Raw genomic sequence first — 16,507 nt, forward strand, 5'->3', positions numbered from 1 at the left:
AAAAGCCGGGCATCGCCCGGTTTTTTTACACCTGAACATTACTGATGACGCTTGCGCAAATTTTCAATCACTGTGGTCAGGTCGAGATCCTGGTCCTGCAGCAGTACCAGCAGGTGATACATCAGATCAGAAGCTTCATTTGTCAGCTCAAAACGGTCGTTAACGGTCGCAGCCAGTGCGGTTTCCACGCCTTCTTCACCGACTTTCTGGGCGATGCGTTTGGTACCGCTGGCATACAGTTTCGCCGTGTAGGAGCTCTCAGGATCTGCCGTTTTACGCTCAGCGAGCAGTTGTTCCAGCTGATACAGGAATAGCCACTGGTGGCTGGCCTCGCCAAAACAGCTGCTGGTCCCTTTATGGCAGGTTGGTCCAATTGGATTGACCAGCACAAGCAACGTGTCGTTATCGCAATCGGGCGTAATGCTAACCACATTGAGAAAGTTGCCGGAGGTTTCACCTTTTGTCCACAGGCGCTGTTTTGTACGCGAGAAAAAGGTCACTTTCCCACTTTCGATCGTTTTATCCAGTGCTTCCGGGTTCATATAACCCAGCATCAATACTTCGCCGGATACCGCATGCTGTACCACGACCGGCATCAATCCGTCGGTTTTTTCCCAGTCCAGTTCGCGGCATTGTTGCTTTGTTAACATATCCTGATCTCCACGCCCTGCGTTGCCAGGTACGTTTTTAGTTCACCAATATTAATTATCTGCTTATGGAATACCGAGGCCGCGAGCGCGCCATCGACATCCGCGTCTCTGAACGCATCAAGGAAGTGTTCCATCGTTCCTGCGCCGCCGGAGGCGATCAGCGGGACGTGGCAAACCGCGCGCACTTTTTTCAACTGCTCGAGATCGTAGCCGTTGCGCACGCCGTCCTGGTTCATCATATTGAGGACGATTTCACCCGCGCCGAGTTTCTGCACCTCTTGTATCCAGTCGAGCGTTTCCCACTGGGTGACGCGGGTACGGCTTTCATCGCCGGTATATTGATTTACGTGATATTTCCCAGTTTCAGCGTCATACCAGGTATCGATGCCTACAACGATGCACTGTACGCCAAAGCGATCCGCCAGACGGGTGATGAGCTGAGGATCAGCCAGTGCCGGGGAGTTAACGGAGATTTTGTCCGCCCCGAAGGAGAGGATGCGCGCCGCATCGTCGATGGACTTAATCCCGCCCGCCACGCAGAACGGAATGTCGATCACCTCCGCCACGCGCGATACCCAGCTTTTATCCACCACGCGCCCATCACTGGAGGCGGTGATATCATAGAACACCAGCTCATCTGCGCCTTCGTCGGCGTAGCGCTTTGCCAGCGGGACGATGTCTCCGATTACCTCGTGATTACGGAACTGGACACCTTTCACCACCTGCCCATCACGGACGTCCAGACAAGGAATTATGCGTTTTGCCAGCATTGGATAGCCTCCTCAACGGTGAATTTTCCTTCCAGCAGCGCACGACCAACAATTACACCGCGCACGCCGGTTCCGCGCAGGGCGGCAACGTCGTCGATGTCACCAATACCGCCGGAGGACTGAAAGGCCACCTGCGGATATCGGGCACACACTTCTTCGTAAAGCGATACGTTGGAGCCTGCCAGCGTGCCGTCTCGGGAGATATCTGTGCACAACACATGTTTCAGGCCAACCGGTAAATAGGTTTCAACTAGTTCTTCCAGCGAAACGCCGGAGTCTTCCTGCCAACCGCTGACCGCCACCTGCTTATTGCCTTGATCGTCAATACGCACATCCAGCGCCAGTACCAGCGCATCCGCGCCAAAACGGTCAAACCAACCTTTCACGACTTCTGGCGATTTCACCGCGGTTGAGCCAACAACCACGCGAGCCACGCCAGCTGCCAGCAGAGCTGCAACGTCTTCTTCCGTACGCACACCGCCGCCCACCTGTACCGGCACGTTAACGCCAGCGACCAGCGTTTGAATCAGAGGGATCTGCCGTTTGAGTGGATCTTTCGCGCCGGTTAAATCCACCAGGTGCAGAACCTGCGCACCCTGCGCGGCGTAATCTTGCAAACGCGGCAGGGGATCGTTGCCGTAATCACGTTGGGTGGCGTAATCGCCCTGGTGGAGACGCACAACCGTGCCGTCGATTAAATCTAATGCCGGAATAATCATCACATCTCCAGAAAGTTTTTCAGCAACTGTGCCCCTGCGGCACCTGAACGCTCAGGGTGAAACTGGACGCCGAAGAAATTGTCCTTTTGTACCGCTGCGGTGAACGGTTCGCCGTAATGACATTGGGCAATGGTCCACGGGTTCACTGGCATCGCGTAGCTGTGTACAAAATAGAAGTACGCGCCATCGTCAATTCCACGAAACAGACGATTACCCGCCTGCGGATACACCCGGTTCCAGCCCATATGCGGCAGCGGCAGCCCGAAGTCGGTCATTTTAGGCACGTCTTGCTCAATAATGCCCAACAGATCGACGCCGTGGCTCTCTTCACTACGGCGACCGAGCAGTTGCATGCCCAAACATATCCCCAGTACCGGTTGCGTACAGGCTTTTATCAGCTCAATCAACTCACGCTCACGGAGTTGATCCATTGCGGCCTGCGCGGTACCGACGCCGGGCAGAAAGAGCTTATCGGCGCGTAGTACCACATCGGCGTCGCGGCTGACTATCGGGTCATAACCATGACGCGCCACGGCGGATTTTACCGAATTGAGGTTGGCGCAGCCGGTGTCGAGGATCACCACGTTCATCACAGCACTCCTTTTGAGGAGGGAAGGGTATCGCCTTCAACGCGAATCGCCTGGCGCAGCGTGCGACCAAAGGCTTTGAACAGGCTTTCCACACGGTGGTGATCGTTCTTGCCCTTGGTTTTCAGATGCAGCGTCACGCCCATGGTGTAAGAGAGCGAGCGGAAGAAGTGCTCGATCATTTCGGTGCTCAGATCGCCGACGCGCTGATAGGTAAACTCAGCCCGATACTCCAGGTGTGGGCGTCCGGAGATATCCAGCGCGCAGCGGGCAAGGCATTCGTCCATCGGCAGTACAAAACCGAAGCGATTGATGCCACGCTTGTCGCCCAAGGCCAGTTTTAAGGCTTCGCCCAGCGCCAGACCGGTATCTTCTACCGTGTGGTGATCGTCGATATACAGGTCGCCCTTGACGGTAATTTCCATGCAAAAACCGCCATGGGTCGAAATTTGATCCAGCATGTGGTCAAAGAAGCCTACGCCGGTATTTATTTTGCTGCGGCCTTCGCGGTCCAGCCAGACTTTGACGTCAATCTGGGTTTCTTTGGTGTTGCGTTCAACGTGGGCGTACCGGTCACGTTTGGTCAGCTGTTCACCAATCATCGACCAATTAAGCGTGTCCCGGTGGTAGCGTAACCCGCTAATTCCCATGTTTTCAGCCAGTTGAATGTCGGTTGCGCGGTCGCCAATCACGTAGCTGTTCGCGGCATCCAGCGCCTGCTCGACCAGGTACTGTTCAACCAGTTTCACCTTTGGTTTACGGCAGTCGCATTCATCCGCTGGCAGGTGCGGGCAGATCAGCACGTCATCAAACACAACGCCCTGCGAGGTGAAAATCTGCATCATCAGGTTATGCGGGCCATCAAAATCACCCTGCGGGAAGCTTTGGGTTCCCAGCCCATCCTGATTGGTAATCATTACCAGCTTAAAACCGGCTTTTTGCAATTTGAGGAGAGCGGGGACAACGTCCGGCTCAAAGGCTAGCTTGTCAAAGCGATCAACCTGAAAGTCACTTGGCGGTTCTGAAATCAGGGTTCCATCACGGTCAATAAAAAGATACTTCTGGCTCATACTTGCTCCGCACGTAAGGCGTCAATGACGCGCTGGCTCTCTTCACGGGTTCCGACGGTAATCCGCAAGCAGCCGCTTAATGAAGGTTGTTTGTTTTGGTCTCGTAAGATAATGCCCTGATCCCACAAAGATTTAAACACAGAACTGGAGGCGGTAAAGCGGGCCAGAATATAGTTGGTTTCAGAGGTGAAAACCTGCTCTACGCAGGGGATAGTTTTCAGCGCATCCACCAGGTACTGTCGCTCTTGCAGGATCTGCGCCACGCGTTCACGCATGGCGGCAATGCCTTGCGGTGTCAGTGCTTGCGCGGCGATATCGGCTACCGGCGTAGAAAGCGGGTAGGGCGCAATTACTTTCAGTAGCAAGTTGATAATCTCTTCATTGGCCAGCGTAAACCCGCAGCGCAGGCCAGCCAGGGCAAACGCCTTGGAAAGGGTACGCAGAACCACCAGGTTTGGATATTCAGCAATCCACCCAGCCAGCGTCGCCTGCGGACAGAACTCAATGTACGCTTCATCGGCGACGACGATGGCTTTACCCTGGGTCATTTCAAGCAGCGAGCGCAGGTCCTGCGGGTTAATCAACTGGCCGGTCGGATTGTTAGGGCTGCAAACGTAAACCACCTTCACGCCATCAAGCTTGTTGGCAATGCCTTGTATGTCGAGCTGCCAGTCGGCAAGCGCGGGGACGGTACGATACTCCACGCCGATGGTCTCAGCGCTGACGCTGTACATGCCGTAGGTCGGAGGACAATAAAGAATGGCATCTTTGCCTGGCTCACAAAATGCGCGAACCAGTAGCTCAATACCTTCATCCGCCCCACGGCTGACCAGCACCTGCTCCGGTTTAACCCCCGCATACTGCGCGTAATTTTCAATCACCGCTTTTGGCTGACACTCCGGGTAACGGTTAAGCGTCTGCTGGCTGAGCTGAAACTCAACGGCAGTCGGGAACTCGTTAGCGTTCAGCCAGACATCGCCATTACCGCCCAGGCGACGAGCGGACTGGTAGGGCGTCAGTTCGCGGACATTTTTACGGGCTAAATCGGTGACGCTAAGAATGTTGTCAGTACTCATGCTTGCTCCTTGAGGGCGTTAACACGCAGGGTGACGGCATTTTTGTGGGCGGTCAGTCGTTCGGCGGCGGCCAGCGTTTCGATGGTTGCGGCCAAGGCTGAGAAACCTTGTGGTGATAATTCCTGAACGGTCATCCGTTTCTGGAAATCTGCCAGCCCCAGGCTTGAACAGGTCGCCGTGTAGCCGTAGGTCGGCAGCACGTGGTTAGTCCCTGACGCATAATCACCGGCAGATTCTGGTGACCAGTCACCGAGAAACACTGAACCGGCGCTGGTTATGTCATCGACCAGTTCGCGGGCGTTACGGGTCTGAATAATCAGATGTTCCGGACCGTACTGATTAGAAATCGCGATGCATTGCGCCAGATCTTGAGTCACAATCAGGCGACTGGCGCTCAACGCCTGACGCGCCGTTTCAGCACGCGGCAGTTCGGCAAGCTGACGTTCAACTGCGTCAGCAACGCGGCGGGCCATACCGGCATCCGGCGTCAGAAGAATTACCTGTGAATCCGGGCCATGTTCGGCCTGTGAGAGCAGGTCGGAGGCGACGAAATCCGGGGTCGCGCCGCTGTCGGCAATCACCAGCACTTCTGATGGACCGGCCGGCATATCAATTGCCGCACCGTCCAGACGCTGGCTTACCTGGCGTTTGGCCTCAGTCACCCAGGCATTACCAGGGCCGAAAATTTTGTCCACTTTCGGTACGGATTCGCTACCAAATGCCAGGGCGGCAATCGCCTGGGCGCCACCGACGTTAAACACTTCCTGCACGCCGCACAGCTGCGCGGCATACAGAATTTCGTCGGCGATGGGCGGTGGCGAACACAGCACCACGCGCTGACAACCGGCAATACGGGCTGGAGTGGCGAGCATTAATACCGTCGAGAAGAGCGGTGCAGAACCCCCCGGAATATACAGGCCAACAGAGCTTACCGGACGCGTCACCTGCTGGCAGCGCACGCCGGGCTGCGTTTCAATATCTACCGCGGGCAGTTTTTGCGCGTTGTGAAAAGTTTCAATGTTTTTCACCGCGACCGCCATCGCTTGTTTGAGGTCATCACCCAGACGTGCACTGGCGGCGGCAATGTCTTCGGCGCTGACTTTCAGCGTACCGACAGTGGTTTTATCAAACGTTGCGCTGTATTCACGCAGCGCCGCATCACCACGTGACTTGACATTATCCAGAATGTCGCTGACGGTACGTGTGATGCTATCCGAAGCAGAGATCGCCGGGCGCATCAGTAATTCGCGTTGCTGCTCGGGGTTACAGCTATTCCAGTCAATGATTGTGTTAAAGCTCATGGCTATCACTCCATCATCTTCTCAATCGGCAGCACCAGAATCGAACTGGCACCGAGCGCTTTCAGTTTTTCCATGGTTTCCCAGAACAGGGTTTCGCTGCTGACCATGTGCATCGCAACGCGCTGCTGATCGCCTGCCAGCGGCAGAATGGTTGGACGTTCTGCACCTGGCAGCAGGGCGATGACTTCGTCCAGACGTTCGGTTGGGGCGTGCATCATGATGTACTTAGATTCGCGAGCCTGGATAACGCCCTGAATACGGGTCAGCAGTTTATCGATCAACTGCTGTTTGGCTTCGGCCATCTCGCCGTCGCGTTGAATCAGACAGGCTTTGGAGCGGTAAATCACCTCCACTTCACGCAGGCCGTTGGCTTCCAGCGTGGCACCGGTCGAGACCAGATCGCAAATCGCATCGGCCAGGCCCGCACGCGGTGCAACTTCTACCGAACCGTTTAGCAGGCAGGATTTAAATGTGACGCCTTTCTGATCGAGATACCGTTTAAGCAGGTGCGGATAAGAGGTGGCGACACGTTTACCGTTCAGCGAGGCTGGGCCTTCCCAGGATTCGTCAGCCGGGGTGGCTAACGAGAGGCGACAGCCACCGAAGTCCAGACGACGCAGCGTAAAGTAGCGTGGATCTTCGCCCTGAGCCCGACGGTTGAGCAGTTCTTCTTCCAGAACGTTTTCACCAATGATGCCGAGGTCAACCACGCCATCCATCACCAGACCCGGAATATCGTCATCACGCACGCGGAGAATATCAATCGGCATGTTCTCTGCCATCGCAATCAGGCGCTGGGTGTGAAGATTAATTTTAATGCCACAGCGAGCCAGTAATTCGCGTGAATCATCGCTTAAACGGCCTGATTTCTGCATAGCTATGCGTAAACGGGTGTTGTCTAACATTCTCTTGTCCTCGTTATCCTGTCTGAATCGGTCTGGGTCACGCACCAAAAAAAAAGCCCCCGGAAGAATTCTTCCGGGGGCTTTCTCATACGCTCATGCACCACTGGAAGATTTAAATGTCTCCCAGCACACATCGCCTGAAAGACTAGTCAGGATGATGGTGATGATGGTGTTTAAATTGAGCGCGTGTCATAAATTTTCTCGATGAATGTTTATTCATTTGATGTCTTTTAACCTAAACCACTTTAGTCACCGAAAGCAAGGGCTTTTTTTGATCATTAATTCATTTCATATTGATACTATGAATTGTCAGTCACCGTGGGCTGGCGTAGCCTTGGGTAATAGGCCAAAAGTCAGGAGAGAAGGCATGAAAAAGGTCGCAATTGTCGGATTAGGTTGGTTAGGCATGCCGTTAGCCATGTCGCTGGCGGCGCGAGGCTGGCAGGTCACCGGCAGCAAAACCACGCTGGATGGGGTGGAAGCGGCCCGCATGAGTGGTATCGAGAGCTACTCGCTGCGCCTTGAACCTGAACTGGTGTGTGAATCAAACGATCTCGATGCGCTGATGGATGCCGATGCGCTGGTCATCACGCTGCCCGCCCGCCGAAGCGGTCCGGGTGAAGATTTTTATCTGCAGGCGATGCAGGAGTTGGTTGACAGTGCGCTGGCATATCGTATCCCACGGATTATTTTTACCAGCTCGACGTCGGTCTATGGTGATGTTCAGGGAACCGTGAAGGAGAACTCGCCACGCAATCCGGTAACGGCAAGCGGTCGCGTGCTGAAAGAGCTTGAGGACTGGTTGCATAACCTGCCGGGGACGTCGGTGGATATTGTACGCCTGGCCGGTCTGGTTGGGCCGGGAAGACATCCTGGCCGTTTTTTCGCCGGTAAAACGGCGCCAGATGGGAAACATGGCGTCAATCTGGTGCATCTGGATGATGTGGTTTCTGCTATCTCTCTGCTGCTGCAGGCACCGAAAGGGGGACACATCTATAATATATGTGCGCCTATGCATCCGGCGCGTAATGTGTTCTATCCCCAGATGGCTCGTTTGTTGGGGATGGAGCCGCCGGAATTCCGGGACGGTGTGGATAACGGTAAAGGTAAAGTCATTGACGGCAACCGAATTTGCAATGAACTTGGGTTTGAGTACCAGTATCCCGATCCGCTGGTGATGCCGATGGAGTGACAAACCAGCAGCGTGCCATCATTACCGCCAGGGGGCGAGTATGAAACCACTGCTGGACGTTCTGATCATCCTCGATGCGTTAGAGAAAGAGGGAAGTTTCGCGGCGGCGTCGGCAAAACTGTTTAAGACGCCGTCAGCGCTAAGCTATACCGTCCATAAGCTGGAAAGCGATCTGAATATTCAATTGCTGGATCGCAGCGGGCATCGGGCTAAGTTCACCCGCACCGGTCAGATGCTGCTGGAAAAAGGACGGGAGGTGCTACATACCGTCCGCGAACTCGAAAAGCAGGCCATCAAATTGCATGAGGGCTGGGAGAACCAGCTGGTTATTGGCGTGGATGACACCTTTCCCTTTTCACTGCTTGCTCCGCTTATCGAATCCTTCTACCAACACCACAGCGTCACGCGGCTTAAATTTATTAACGGTGTGCTGGGCGGCTCCTGGGAGGCGCTCACTCAGGGGCGAGCCGATATTATCGTTGGGGCGATGTACGAACCGCCTTCGGCGAGCAACTTTGGTTTTGCGCGTTTAGGTGACCTCGAGCAGGTTTTTGTGGTTGCTCCGCACCATCCTCTGGCGCAGGAAGACGAGCCGTTGCAACGCCTGACCATCAAACGATTTCGCGCCATTGTGGTGGGTGACAGTACGCACTTGGCGAGTTTGTCAGGTTCTCAGTTGCTTGACGATCAAGATGCTATCACCGTTTTTGATTTTAAAACTAAGCTGGAACTGCAAATTAGTGGCCTGGGATGTGGGTATTTACCGCGCTATCTGGCGCAACGATTTCTGGACAGCGGTGCCCTTATTGAGAAGAAAGTGGTCGCACAAATAATGTTTGAGCCGGTGTGGATTGGCTGGAATGAACAGACGTCCGGATTAGCTAGCGTCTGGTGGCGAGAACAGATTTTAGCAAATAGTGCTATTGCTGGCGTCTATGTAAAATCGGGTGTCGATAAATCAATCAGTTAGGAAAAAATATTCATTGTAGGCTACCTCATTCTCTTGTTATTTCTCTTCAATTTAGTGCAAAATACGCCGCTTGCAAAAAATGACATTAACCGACGTTTTAATACGCGTCGGTTATTTTTTTGCATCAAACCAATCATTCATAAAAGAGGCCGGGCTTCGTACCGGATAGATACTTACTAAAAACCGACAGTTGTTGTCGCTGAGGAATCCGTAAAAATGGGGCAATTTTTTGCTTACGCGACGGCGTTCACCGTAAAGGGGAATGACCATGTCGCATAACGTTACTCCAAACACCTCTCGCGTGGAATTACGTAAAACGCTTACGTTGGTTCCGGTTGTTATGATGGGCCTTGCCTATATGCAGCCGATGACGCTGTTCGATACATTTGGTATCGTTTCGGGCCTCACAGACGGTCACGTACCGACGGCATATGCCTTCGCGTTGATCGCCATCCTGTTTACAGCGCTGAGCTATGGGAAGCTGGTACGTCGTTACCCTTCTGCTGGCTCTGCGTACACCTATGCCCAGAAATCCATTAGTCCTACTGTAGGGTTTATGGTGGGTTGGTCTTCTTTGCTCGATTACCTGTTCGCGCCGATGATCAACATTCTGCTGGCGAAAATTTACTTTGAAGCACTTGTGCCTTCGATTCCGTCGTGGGTGTTTGTTATTGCCCTTGTGGCGTTTATGACGGCATTTAACCTGCGTAGTCTCAAATCTGTCGCTAACTTCAATACCGTGATTGTGGTGTTGCAGGTTGTGCTGATTGCGGTCATTTTGGGCATGGTGGTTTACGGCGTATTTGAAGGCGAAGGTGCCGGTACGCTGGTCAGCTCGCGTCCTTTCTGGTCCGGTGATGCGCACGTTATTCCGATGATTACTGGTGCGACGATTCTGTGCTTCTCCTTTACCGGATTTGACGGCATCAGCAATCTGTCGGAAGAAACCAAAGATGCTGAGCGCGTAATTCCACGTGCTATCTTCCTGACCGCGCTGATTGGTGGCCTGATCTTTATTGTCTCCACCTATCTGTTGCAGCTGTATTTCCCGGATATTTCGCGCTTCAAGGATCCGGATGCTTCGCAGCCGGAAATCATGCTGTATGTAGCAGGTAAGTTCTTCCAGGTCGGCGCACTGATTTTCTCCACTATTACCGTACTGGCATCCGGTATGGCGGCGCATGCAGGTGTCGCGCGTCTGATGTACGTGATGGGGCGTGACGGCGTATTCCCGAAAAGTTTCTTCGGTTATGTACACCCGAAATGGCGTACTCCGTCCATGAACATTATTCTGGTCGGTGCGATTGCCCTGCTGGCAATCAACTTCGACCTGGTGATGGCAACGGCGCTGATTAACTTCGGTGCGCTGGTGGCGTTTACCTTCGTTAACCTGTCGGTGATCTCTCAGTTCTGGATCCGTGAGAAGCGCAACAAGACGCTGAAAGACCACTTCCAGTATCTGTTCCTGCCGATGTGTGGTGCGCTGACTGTTGGTGCGCTGTGGGTGAACCTGGAAGAGAGCTCGATGGTTCTGGGTCTGATCTGGGCCGGTATTGGTCTGATTTACCTGGCTTGCGTGACCAAAAGCTTCCGCAACCCGGTACCGCAGTACGAAGATGTTGCATAACAACTGACTTTTCTGCGCCTGTTTGCCCGGCGCATATTTAAAAACCGGAGAGTTGTCTCCGGTTTTTTTATGCCTGCGATTTACACAATCTCTTCGGCGTATTGCCAGAGTGATTTAAGTAATGCCAGCTTCTCTTTGCTATCCGCATACTGCTGACTCAGTGTCTGCAATTCACTGGCATAGCTCTGTAAAAATTCTGGAGTGAACACCTGACGGCGATGGTCCAGCCAGCGCAGCTGTTCGGTCTCATCCAGCGTTCCAGGGAAGTTTCGCGCGCGGTAATTAAACAGCAGTTTTTCAATGCGCTTATCGACAAAGGTGATATCCAGTGCTGGTAAATTACGTGGGTCGGTTTCCAGAACGATTTTCATTGCGGCGCGGTCAGCATCGCTGAAAAAACCGTTATATAGCTGAGCATCGACGTTGTCCGATGGCGCAAAAGGTTCAGCTTCAGCAAATATGGCCACCACTTTATCGCGAACCTGTGGGTTTTCGCGCAGGATTTTAAGATTATCCAGACAATGCTGGCGGTTAATCCCCAGTCGGTCGGCATCTTCCGGGCGTAGTGTGTTGGCCTGTGCCAGGACTGGGCATTTGTTGATGTGCACCAGTTTCACCGGAATCGCCACGTTATCACCCAGGTCGGCTTTAGCCGTGTAAAGCCGCTCACGCAGCGTGTCGCTGTCCAGCTCAAGCAAGGGAGAAATATCACCGGCTAAATCAACCATGATGACCGCATTGCGATTGTCCGGGTGCCAGGCGAGCGGAGCCACCCAACTGGTATTGCCGCGCCATGCGCCGAACATGCCGGAGACATGTACAAGGGGTTTCATTTGTGGGACATCGATCAGTGCGGCCAGCTTGTGCTTATTACGATGGCTATAGAGATAGTCAAACAGGCGAGGCTGACGCGACTTAACTAGCTGCGCCATCGCAATAGTGGCGTACACGTCAGCCATAGCATCGTGGGCGTTGGCGTGTTCAATACCGTTGGCTTTGGTCAAATGCTCAAGGCGAAAACTGGGTAACCCGTCGTCGTTTTCTGGCCAGTTGATGCCTTCCGGGCGCAGGGCATAACAGGCGCGCATGACATCCAGTAAATCCCAACGTGAATTATCGTGCTGCCAACTCCAGGCGTAGGGATCGTAAAAATTGCGGTACAGGATATTGCGCGTCACTTCGTCGTCGAAGCGCACATTGTTATAGCCCACAATACAGGTTTTAGGCACGGTAAACAGTGAGTGGATACGGGCAGCAAACGTCGCTTCGTTCTCTCCTTTTTCACGCGCTTCCTGCGGCGTAATACCGGTAATGAGAACCGCTTCAGGATGCGGCAGATAATCGTCCGCAGGCTTGCAATAAAATACCTCCGGATCACCGATAATGTTGAAATTGTTATCCGTGCGAATAGCCGCAAATTGCGCGGGTCTGTCCAGCGCCGGATGGGTACCAAAGGTCTCGTAATCGTGGAAGAGAAACGTAGGGTGCTGCTTGCCGTCATTCATTGTTCAGTTATGTCCGGGATCAATTTAGCGCTTTTCTAAGAATACCAAAAATGAGCAAGGTAATCAGCAAAGCGATTATCAGCTCGGGGAGTATGGCCGCAATAAAATTGAGATAAACGATATTTTTATATATTTATTGAATTAATTAAGTGCTCTAAACCATATTTGTTAGATTAATAATTCTAAAAAATAATTCGCTTATAATAAGTTAACTGAGAACCATTATTGTTATTTTTACGGTTAATTGTTGAGTTTTGGAAGTTTTAAAATCCTTTATAAACAATAGGTTCTTATTTGTAAGATTACTCTTGTCTCATTGTAAGGAAGTGTGAGTGAGGTTAAAAATTAATAATATAAACTCCATATAATAATTGGATATATCTAATAACAGGAGGTTATATGAGCATTAGTCGGCGTAACTTTTTACGCAGCGTGGGGATTGGTTGCTCCGCTTGCGCAATAGGGACTTTTCCACCGGGGGCACTGGCGCGTAATTCGCCAGAGAGCATCAAAGGGAAAACCTCCCTCACGCCAAGTCTGTGCGAAATGTGTTCATTTCGCTGCCCCATTCAGGCTCAGGTCATTAATAATAAAACCGTTTTCATTCAGGGGAATCCCAATGCACCGCAGCAAGGAACCCGGGTCTGTGCCCGTGGGGGTAGCGGTGTGAGCCTGGTTAACGATCCGCACCGTATTGTTAAACCGATGAAGCGCACCGGTCCGCGTGGTAGTGGAGAATGGCAGGTTATTAGCTGGCAACAGGCCTATAAAGAAATTGCCGAAAAAATGGGTGCCATAAAAACGCAATATGGGCCTCAGGGTGTTGTTTTTTCCTCTAAATCCGGCTCGCTTTCCGGCCATTTGTTTCATCTGGCGACGGCTTTTGGTTCGCCGAATACCTTTACCCACGCCTCGACGTGTCCCGCCGGGAAATCCATTGCCGCTAAAGTGATGATGGGCGGCGATCTGGCTATGGATATCGCCAATACCCGTTATATGGTCTCGTTTGGTCATAATCTCTATGAAGGTATTGAGGTCGCCGATACGCACGAACTGATGACCGCGCAGGAGAGGGGCGCGAAGATGGTTAGCTTCGACCCTCGCTTGTCCGTATTTTCCAGCAAAGCGGATGAATGGCATGCAATAAGGCCTGGCGGTGACTTGCCGGTACTGATGGCGATGTGTCACGTCATGATTAAAGAAAACCTGTATGACGCGCAGTTCGTTGAACGTTACACCACGGGATTTGAACAGCTGGCAGAGGCTGTGCAAGAGACAACACCTGAATGGGCGGAAAAGCTGGCTGACGTTCCTGCTGATGTTATTACCCGGGTAACCCGGGAAATGGCGGCCAGTGCACCTCGTGCCATCGTCAGTCCAGGTCACCGCGCGACGTTTTCTCAGGAAGAGATCGACATGCGGCGTATGATTTTTACCCTTAATGTGCTGCTGGGCAATATTGAACGTGAAGGCGGCATGTACCAGAAAAAAGCGGCGGCAACCTACAACAAACTGGCGGGAGAAAAGGTCGCTCCAGTGCTGGCAAAACCGGATGTAAAATTGCCGAAGCCAACCGCGCAGCGTATTGACCTGGTTGCACCGCAGTTTAAATACATCGCTGCGGGCGGCGGGGTCGTGCAGAGCATCATTGATGCCGTGTTAAAGCAGACACCTTACCCGGTAAAGGGCTGGATAATGTCCCGGCATAATCCTTTCCAGACTGTGACCTGCCGACCTGATTTGGTCAAAACCGTTGAACAACTGGATCTGGTGGTCAGCTGCGACGTCTATTTAAGCGAAAGCGCGGCCTATGCCGACTATCTGTTACCGGAATGCACCTACCTTGAGCGTGATGAAGAAGTTTCTGATATGTCAGGGCTAAATCCGGCTTATGCCTTGCGCCAACAGGTGGTGGAGCCGATTGGTGATGCGCGTCCGAGCTGGCAAATCTGGAAAGAGCTGGGAGAACAGTTGGGCCTCGGGCAATTTTACCCGTGGCAAGATATGCAGACGCGCCAGCTGTATCAGCTTAATGGCGATCATGCCTTATCCGCAGAACTGCGGCAGAAGGGGTATCGGGAGTGGGGCGTGCCGCTGTTATTGCGTGAACCTGAGGCCGTGCGCCAGTTTGTTGAGCGCTACCCTGGCGCGGTGGTGGCGGATAGCGACGGTACTTACGGCGAGCAACTGCGATTCAAATCCCCGTCAGGCAAAATTGAACTTTATTCCGCAGAGTTGGAATCCTTACTCCCCGGTTACGGTATTCCACGCGCCCGCAATTTTGCCCTGAAGGGTGACAATGAACTCTATTTCATCCAGGGCAAAGTGGCGGTTCACACCAACGGTGCGACGCAATATGTACCTTTACTCAGTGAACTGATGTGGGACAACGCGGTGTGGATCCACCCGACAACAGCGCGTGAAAAAGGGATAAAAAGCGGAGACGACATCTGGCTGGAAAACGCCACCGGTAAAGAAAAAGGCAAAGCGCTGGTCACGGCCGGTATCCGACCCGATACGCTGTTTGTCTATATGGGATTTGGCGCCAAGGCTGGAGCCAAAACGGCCGCGACAACGCACGGTATTCACTGCGGCAATTTACTCCCGCATGTGACCAGTCCGGTTTCCGGCACGGTGGTCCACACCGCTGGCGTTACGCTGAGTCGGGCATGAACAAGGAGAACATCATGAATCAATCCACAAACCCCTATGTCATGCTGCATGACGAAAAACGTTGTATTGGCTGTCAGGCGTGTACGGTTGCCTGCAAGGTACTGAACGATGTGCCTGAAGGATATAGCCGCCTGCAGGTGCAGATCCGCACACCGGACAGTGCATCTGACGCCTTGTCTCACTTTCAGTTTGTGCGTGTCTCCTGTCAACACTGTGAAGATGCGCCCTGTGTGAGCGTTTGCCCGACCGGTGCCTCCTTCCGTGACGAAAATGGCATTGTGCAGGTGGACAAATCGCGCTGTATTGGCTGTGACTATTGCGTTGCAGCCTGTCCTTTCCATGTCCGTTATCTGAATCCGCAAACGAGTATTGCTGACAAATGCAATTTTTGCGCGGATACCCGCCTCGATGTCGGTCAGTCACCCGCCTGTGTATCCGTATGTCCAACTGATGCGCTGAAGTTTGGTCGTCGTGATGACCCGGAAATTCAGCACTGGATAAGTCAAAAAGAGGTTTATCGCCAGCAGGATACGCGTAGCGGTGCGGTGAGTCTTTATCGGCGTAAAGAGATCCATCAGGAGGGGAAAGTATGAATTCTATCTGGGGAGCAGAGCTTAACTATGCGCCGGATTACTGGCCGCTGTGGCTCATTTACGCAGGAGTGGTCATCCTGCTGATGATTGTTGGTCTGGTGGCCCACGCGCTACTGCGCCGGATGCTGGCACCTAAAACGGCAACCGGTGAAGAACATCGTGACTATCTCTACTCGTTGGCGGTTCGTCGCTGGCACTGGGGAAATGCGCTGCTGTTTTTTCTACTGTTGTTGAGCGGCTTGTTTGGTCACTTTTCGATTGGACCGGTAGCGCTCATGGTGCAGGTACACACCTGGTGTGGTTTTGCATTGCTGGCCTTCTGGATTGGCTTTGTGCTGATAAACGCCACCAGTGGCAACGGCTGTCACTATCGGGTGAAATTTAGCGGGCTGATTTCGCGCTGCCTTCAACAGACACGCTTTTACCTGTATGGGATCATGAAAGGCGAAGCGCATCCTTTTGCCGCGACGGTGGAGAGTAAATTTAACCCTCTGCAACAGTTGGCCTATCTGGCCATCATGTACGCGCTGGTTCCACTGTTAATCATCACCGGATTATTATGTCTTTACCCGCAGGTAGTGGGGGCCGGGCCGGTAATACTGGTGCTGCATATGGCGTTGGCGATTGTCGGCATCCTGTTTATCTGTGCCCATATTTACCTGTGCACGCTGGGCGATACGCCGGGGCAAATCTTTCGCAGCATGATTGACGGCTATCACCGACATCGTAGCCATCACGCAGACGTATCGTCACGTAAAGGGTAATGTAGTGCGGATTTCTCACTACCCGTTTATCTGATACTTGCATTCCATTGCAAGAAAATGGTCCTTAAGTCACATTTTCTTGCAATTTATCCCTGTTTGTTCGTC

The 16,507-nt window shown here is 52.9% G+C and carries 16 protein-coding genes, 1 pseudogene and 1 other annotated feature; of the genes and pseudogenes, 7 read left to right on the forward strand and 10 right to left on the reverse strand.

Annotation, left to right across the window (positions count from 1 at the left end):
- Positions 1-38: 38 nt before the first annotated feature.
- From hisIE to hisL, 9 genes are all read right to left on the reverse strand, one after another.
- Positions 39-650 carry a bifunctional phosphoribosyl-AMP cyclohydrolase/phosphoribosyl-ATP diphosphatase HisIE gene (gene hisIE / locus E4Z61_RS02660; protein WP_135321415.1) on the reverse strand — a complete coding sequence of 204 codons (612 nt, stop codon included), beginning with the start codon at positions 648-650 and terminating at the stop codon, positions 39-41.
- Entirely contained in the window at positions 644-1,420 is a 777-nt protein-coding gene (gene hisF / locus E4Z61_RS02665) for an imidazole glycerol phosphate synthase subunit HisF (RefSeq protein WP_135321416.1), read from the reverse strand. The genes hisIE and hisF overlap by 7 nt, the downstream gene beginning before the upstream one ends.
- Positions 1,402-2,139 carry a 1-(5-phosphoribosyl)-5-[(5-phosphoribosylamino)methylideneamino]imidazole-4-carboxamide isomerase gene (gene hisA / locus E4Z61_RS02670; protein ID WP_135321417.1) on the reverse strand — a complete coding sequence of 246 codons (738 nt, stop codon included), beginning with the start codon at positions 2,137-2,139 and terminating at the stop codon, positions 1,402-1,404. The genes hisF and hisA overlap by 19 nt, the downstream gene beginning before the upstream one ends.
- Complete coding sequence (hisH, locus tag E4Z61_RS02675; protein WP_135321418.1) at positions 2,139-2,729, reverse strand: imidazole glycerol phosphate synthase subunit HisH; 591 nt, start codon at positions 2,727-2,729, stop codon at positions 2,139-2,141. Before hisH ends, hisA begins: the two co-directional genes overlap by 1 nt.
- On the reverse strand, positions 2,729-3,796 hold the full coding sequence (gene hisB / locus E4Z61_RS02680; protein WP_135321419.1) for a bifunctional histidinol-phosphatase/imidazoleglycerol-phosphate dehydratase HisB: 1,068 nt from the start codon (positions 3,794-3,796) through the stop codon (positions 2,729-2,731). Before hisB ends, hisH begins: the two co-directional genes overlap by 1 nt.
- A complete protein-coding gene (gene hisC / locus E4Z61_RS02685; RefSeq protein ID WP_135321420.1) occupies positions 3,793-4,872 on the reverse strand; it encodes a histidinol-phosphate transaminase in 1,080 nt (359 codons plus the stop codon). Before hisC ends, hisB begins: the two co-directional genes overlap by 4 nt.
- Positions 4,869-6,173 (reverse strand): histidinol dehydrogenase, encoded by a 1,305-nt coding sequence (gene hisD, locus E4Z61_RS02690; RefSeq protein WP_135321421.1) that lies wholly within the window; start codon positions 6,171-6,173, stop codon positions 4,869-4,871. Before hisD ends, hisC begins: the two co-directional genes overlap by 4 nt.
- 5 nt (positions 6,174-6,178) lie before the next feature.
- A complete protein-coding gene (gene hisG, locus E4Z61_RS02695; protein WP_135321422.1) occupies positions 6,179-7,078 on the reverse strand; it encodes an ATP phosphoribosyltransferase in 900 nt (299 codons plus the stop codon).
- Between the two features lie 47 nt (positions 7,079-7,125).
- Positions 7,126-7,248: a sequence feature (His leader region), on the reverse strand.
- The gene (gene hisL / locus E4Z61_RS02700) at positions 7,224-7,271 is read right to left on the reverse strand and encodes a his operon leader peptide (protein ID WP_100250077.1); all 48 of its coding nucleotides are present in this window, start codon (positions 7,269-7,271) and stop codon (positions 7,224-7,226) included. It overlaps the preceding feature by 25 nt.
- A gap of 174 nt (positions 7,272-7,445) precedes the next feature.
- On the opposite strand from hisL, the gene E4Z61_RS02705 reads away from it, so the two are divergent.
- From E4Z61_RS02705 to plaP, 4 genes and pseudogenes are all read left to right on the forward strand, one after another.
- Complete coding sequence (locus E4Z61_RS02705) at positions 7,446-8,270, forward strand: SDR family oxidoreductase (RefSeq protein WP_135321423.1); 825 nt, start codon at positions 7,446-7,448, stop codon at positions 8,268-8,270.
- A gap of 40 nt (positions 8,271-8,310) precedes the next feature.
- Positions 8,311-9,259: pseudogene (locus E4Z61_RS02710) on the forward strand (LysR family transcriptional regulator).
- A gap of 197 nt (positions 9,260-9,456) precedes the next feature.
- Positions 9,457-9,519: a membrane protein YoeI gene (yoeI, locus tag E4Z61_RS02715; RefSeq protein ID WP_135324857.1), complete on the forward strand. Its 63-nt coding sequence runs from the start codon at positions 9,457-9,459 to the stop codon at positions 9,517-9,519.
- The gene (plaP, locus tag E4Z61_RS02720) at positions 9,509-10,867 is read left to right on the forward strand and encodes a putrescine/proton symporter PlaP (RefSeq protein WP_135321425.1); all 1,359 of its coding nucleotides are present in this window, start codon (positions 9,509-9,511) and stop codon (positions 10,865-10,867) included. Before yoeI ends, plaP begins: the two co-directional genes overlap by 11 nt.
- Before the next feature lie 80 nt (positions 10,868-10,947).
- Here the strand turns inward: plaP and sbcB are convergent, their stop codons facing one another.
- Entirely contained in the window at positions 10,948-12,372 is a 1,425-nt protein-coding gene (sbcB, locus tag E4Z61_RS02725; protein ID WP_135321426.1) for an exodeoxyribonuclease I, read from the reverse strand.
- A gap of 399 nt (positions 12,373-12,771) precedes the next feature.
- Between sbcB and phsA the strand changes: the two genes are divergently transcribed.
- The 3 genes from phsA to phsC are packed head-to-tail and all read left to right on the forward strand — an operon-like array spanning position 12,772 to position 16,402.
- A complete protein-coding gene (gene phsA, locus E4Z61_RS02730) occupies positions 12,772-15,045 on the forward strand; it encodes a thiosulfate reductase PhsA (protein WP_135321427.1) in 2,274 nt (757 codons plus the stop codon).
- A gap of 14 nt (positions 15,046-15,059) precedes the next feature.
- Entirely contained in the window at positions 15,060-15,638 is a 579-nt protein-coding gene (gene phsB, locus E4Z61_RS02735; RefSeq protein ID WP_135321428.1) for a thiosulfate reductase electron transport protein PhsB, read from the forward strand.
- On the forward strand, positions 15,635-16,402 hold the full coding sequence (phsC, locus tag E4Z61_RS02740) for a thiosulfate reductase cytochrome B subunit (RefSeq protein WP_135321429.1): 768 nt from the start codon (positions 15,635-15,637) through the stop codon (positions 16,400-16,402). The genes phsB and phsC overlap by 4 nt, the downstream gene beginning before the upstream one ends.
- The last annotated feature ends 105 nt before the right edge of the window (positions 16,403-16,507 follow it).

The organism is Citrobacter tructae (assembly GCF_004684345.1).
Classification (GTDB): Bacteria; Pseudomonadota; Gammaproteobacteria; order Enterobacterales; family Enterobacteriaceae; genus Citrobacter; species Citrobacter tructae.

Excerpts from the sequence above, each read along its gene's own strand:
- hisD (WP_135321421.1), bottom strand. The coding sequence starts at position 6,173 with ATGAGCTTTAACACAATCATTGACTGGAATAGCTGTAACCCCGAGCAG.
- sbcB (WP_135321426.1), bottom strand. The coding sequence starts at position 12,372 with ATGAATGACGGCAAGCAGCACCCTACGTTTCTCTTCCACGATTACGAG.
- hisC (WP_135321420.1), bottom strand. The coding sequence starts at position 4,872 with ATGAGTACTGACAACATTCTTAGCGTCACCGATTTAGCCCGTAAAAAT.
- plaP (WP_135321425.1), top strand. The coding sequence starts at position 9,509 with ATGTCGCATAACGTTACTCCAAACACCTCTCGCGTGGAATTACGTAAA.
- hisH (WP_135321418.1), bottom strand. The coding sequence starts at position 2,729 with ATGAACGTGGTGATCCTCGACACCGGCTGCGCCAACCTCAATTCGGTA.
- phsA (WP_135321427.1), top strand. The coding sequence starts at position 12,772 with ATGAGCATTAGTCGGCGTAACTTTTTACGCAGCGTGGGGATTGGTTGC.
- E4Z61_RS02705 (WP_135321423.1), top strand. The coding sequence starts at position 7,446 with ATGAAAAAGGTCGCAATTGTCGGATTAGGTTGGTTAGGCATGCCGTTA.
- phsB (WP_135321428.1), top strand. The coding sequence starts at position 15,060 with ATGAATCAATCCACAAACCCCTATGTCATGCTGCATGACGAAAAACGT.
- hisIE (WP_135321415.1), bottom strand. The coding sequence starts at position 650 with ATGTTAACAAAGCAACAATGCCGCGAACTGGACTGGGAAAAAACCGAC.
- hisA (WP_135321417.1), bottom strand. The coding sequence starts at position 2,139 with ATGATTATTCCGGCATTAGATTTAATCGACGGCACGGTTGTGCGTCTC.
- hisG (WP_135321422.1), bottom strand. The coding sequence starts at position 7,078 with ATGTTAGACAACACCCGTTTACGCATAGCTATGCAGAAATCAGGCCGT.
- hisB (WP_135321419.1), bottom strand. The coding sequence starts at position 3,796 with ATGAGCCAGAAGTATCTTTTTATTGACCGTGATGGAACCCTGATTTCA.
- hisF (WP_135321416.1), bottom strand. The coding sequence starts at position 1,420 with ATGCTGGCAAAACGCATAATTCCTTGTCTGGACGTCCGTGATGGGCAG.
- phsC (WP_135321429.1), top strand. The coding sequence starts at position 15,635 with ATGAATTCTATCTGGGGAGCAGAGCTTAACTATGCGCCGGATTACTGG.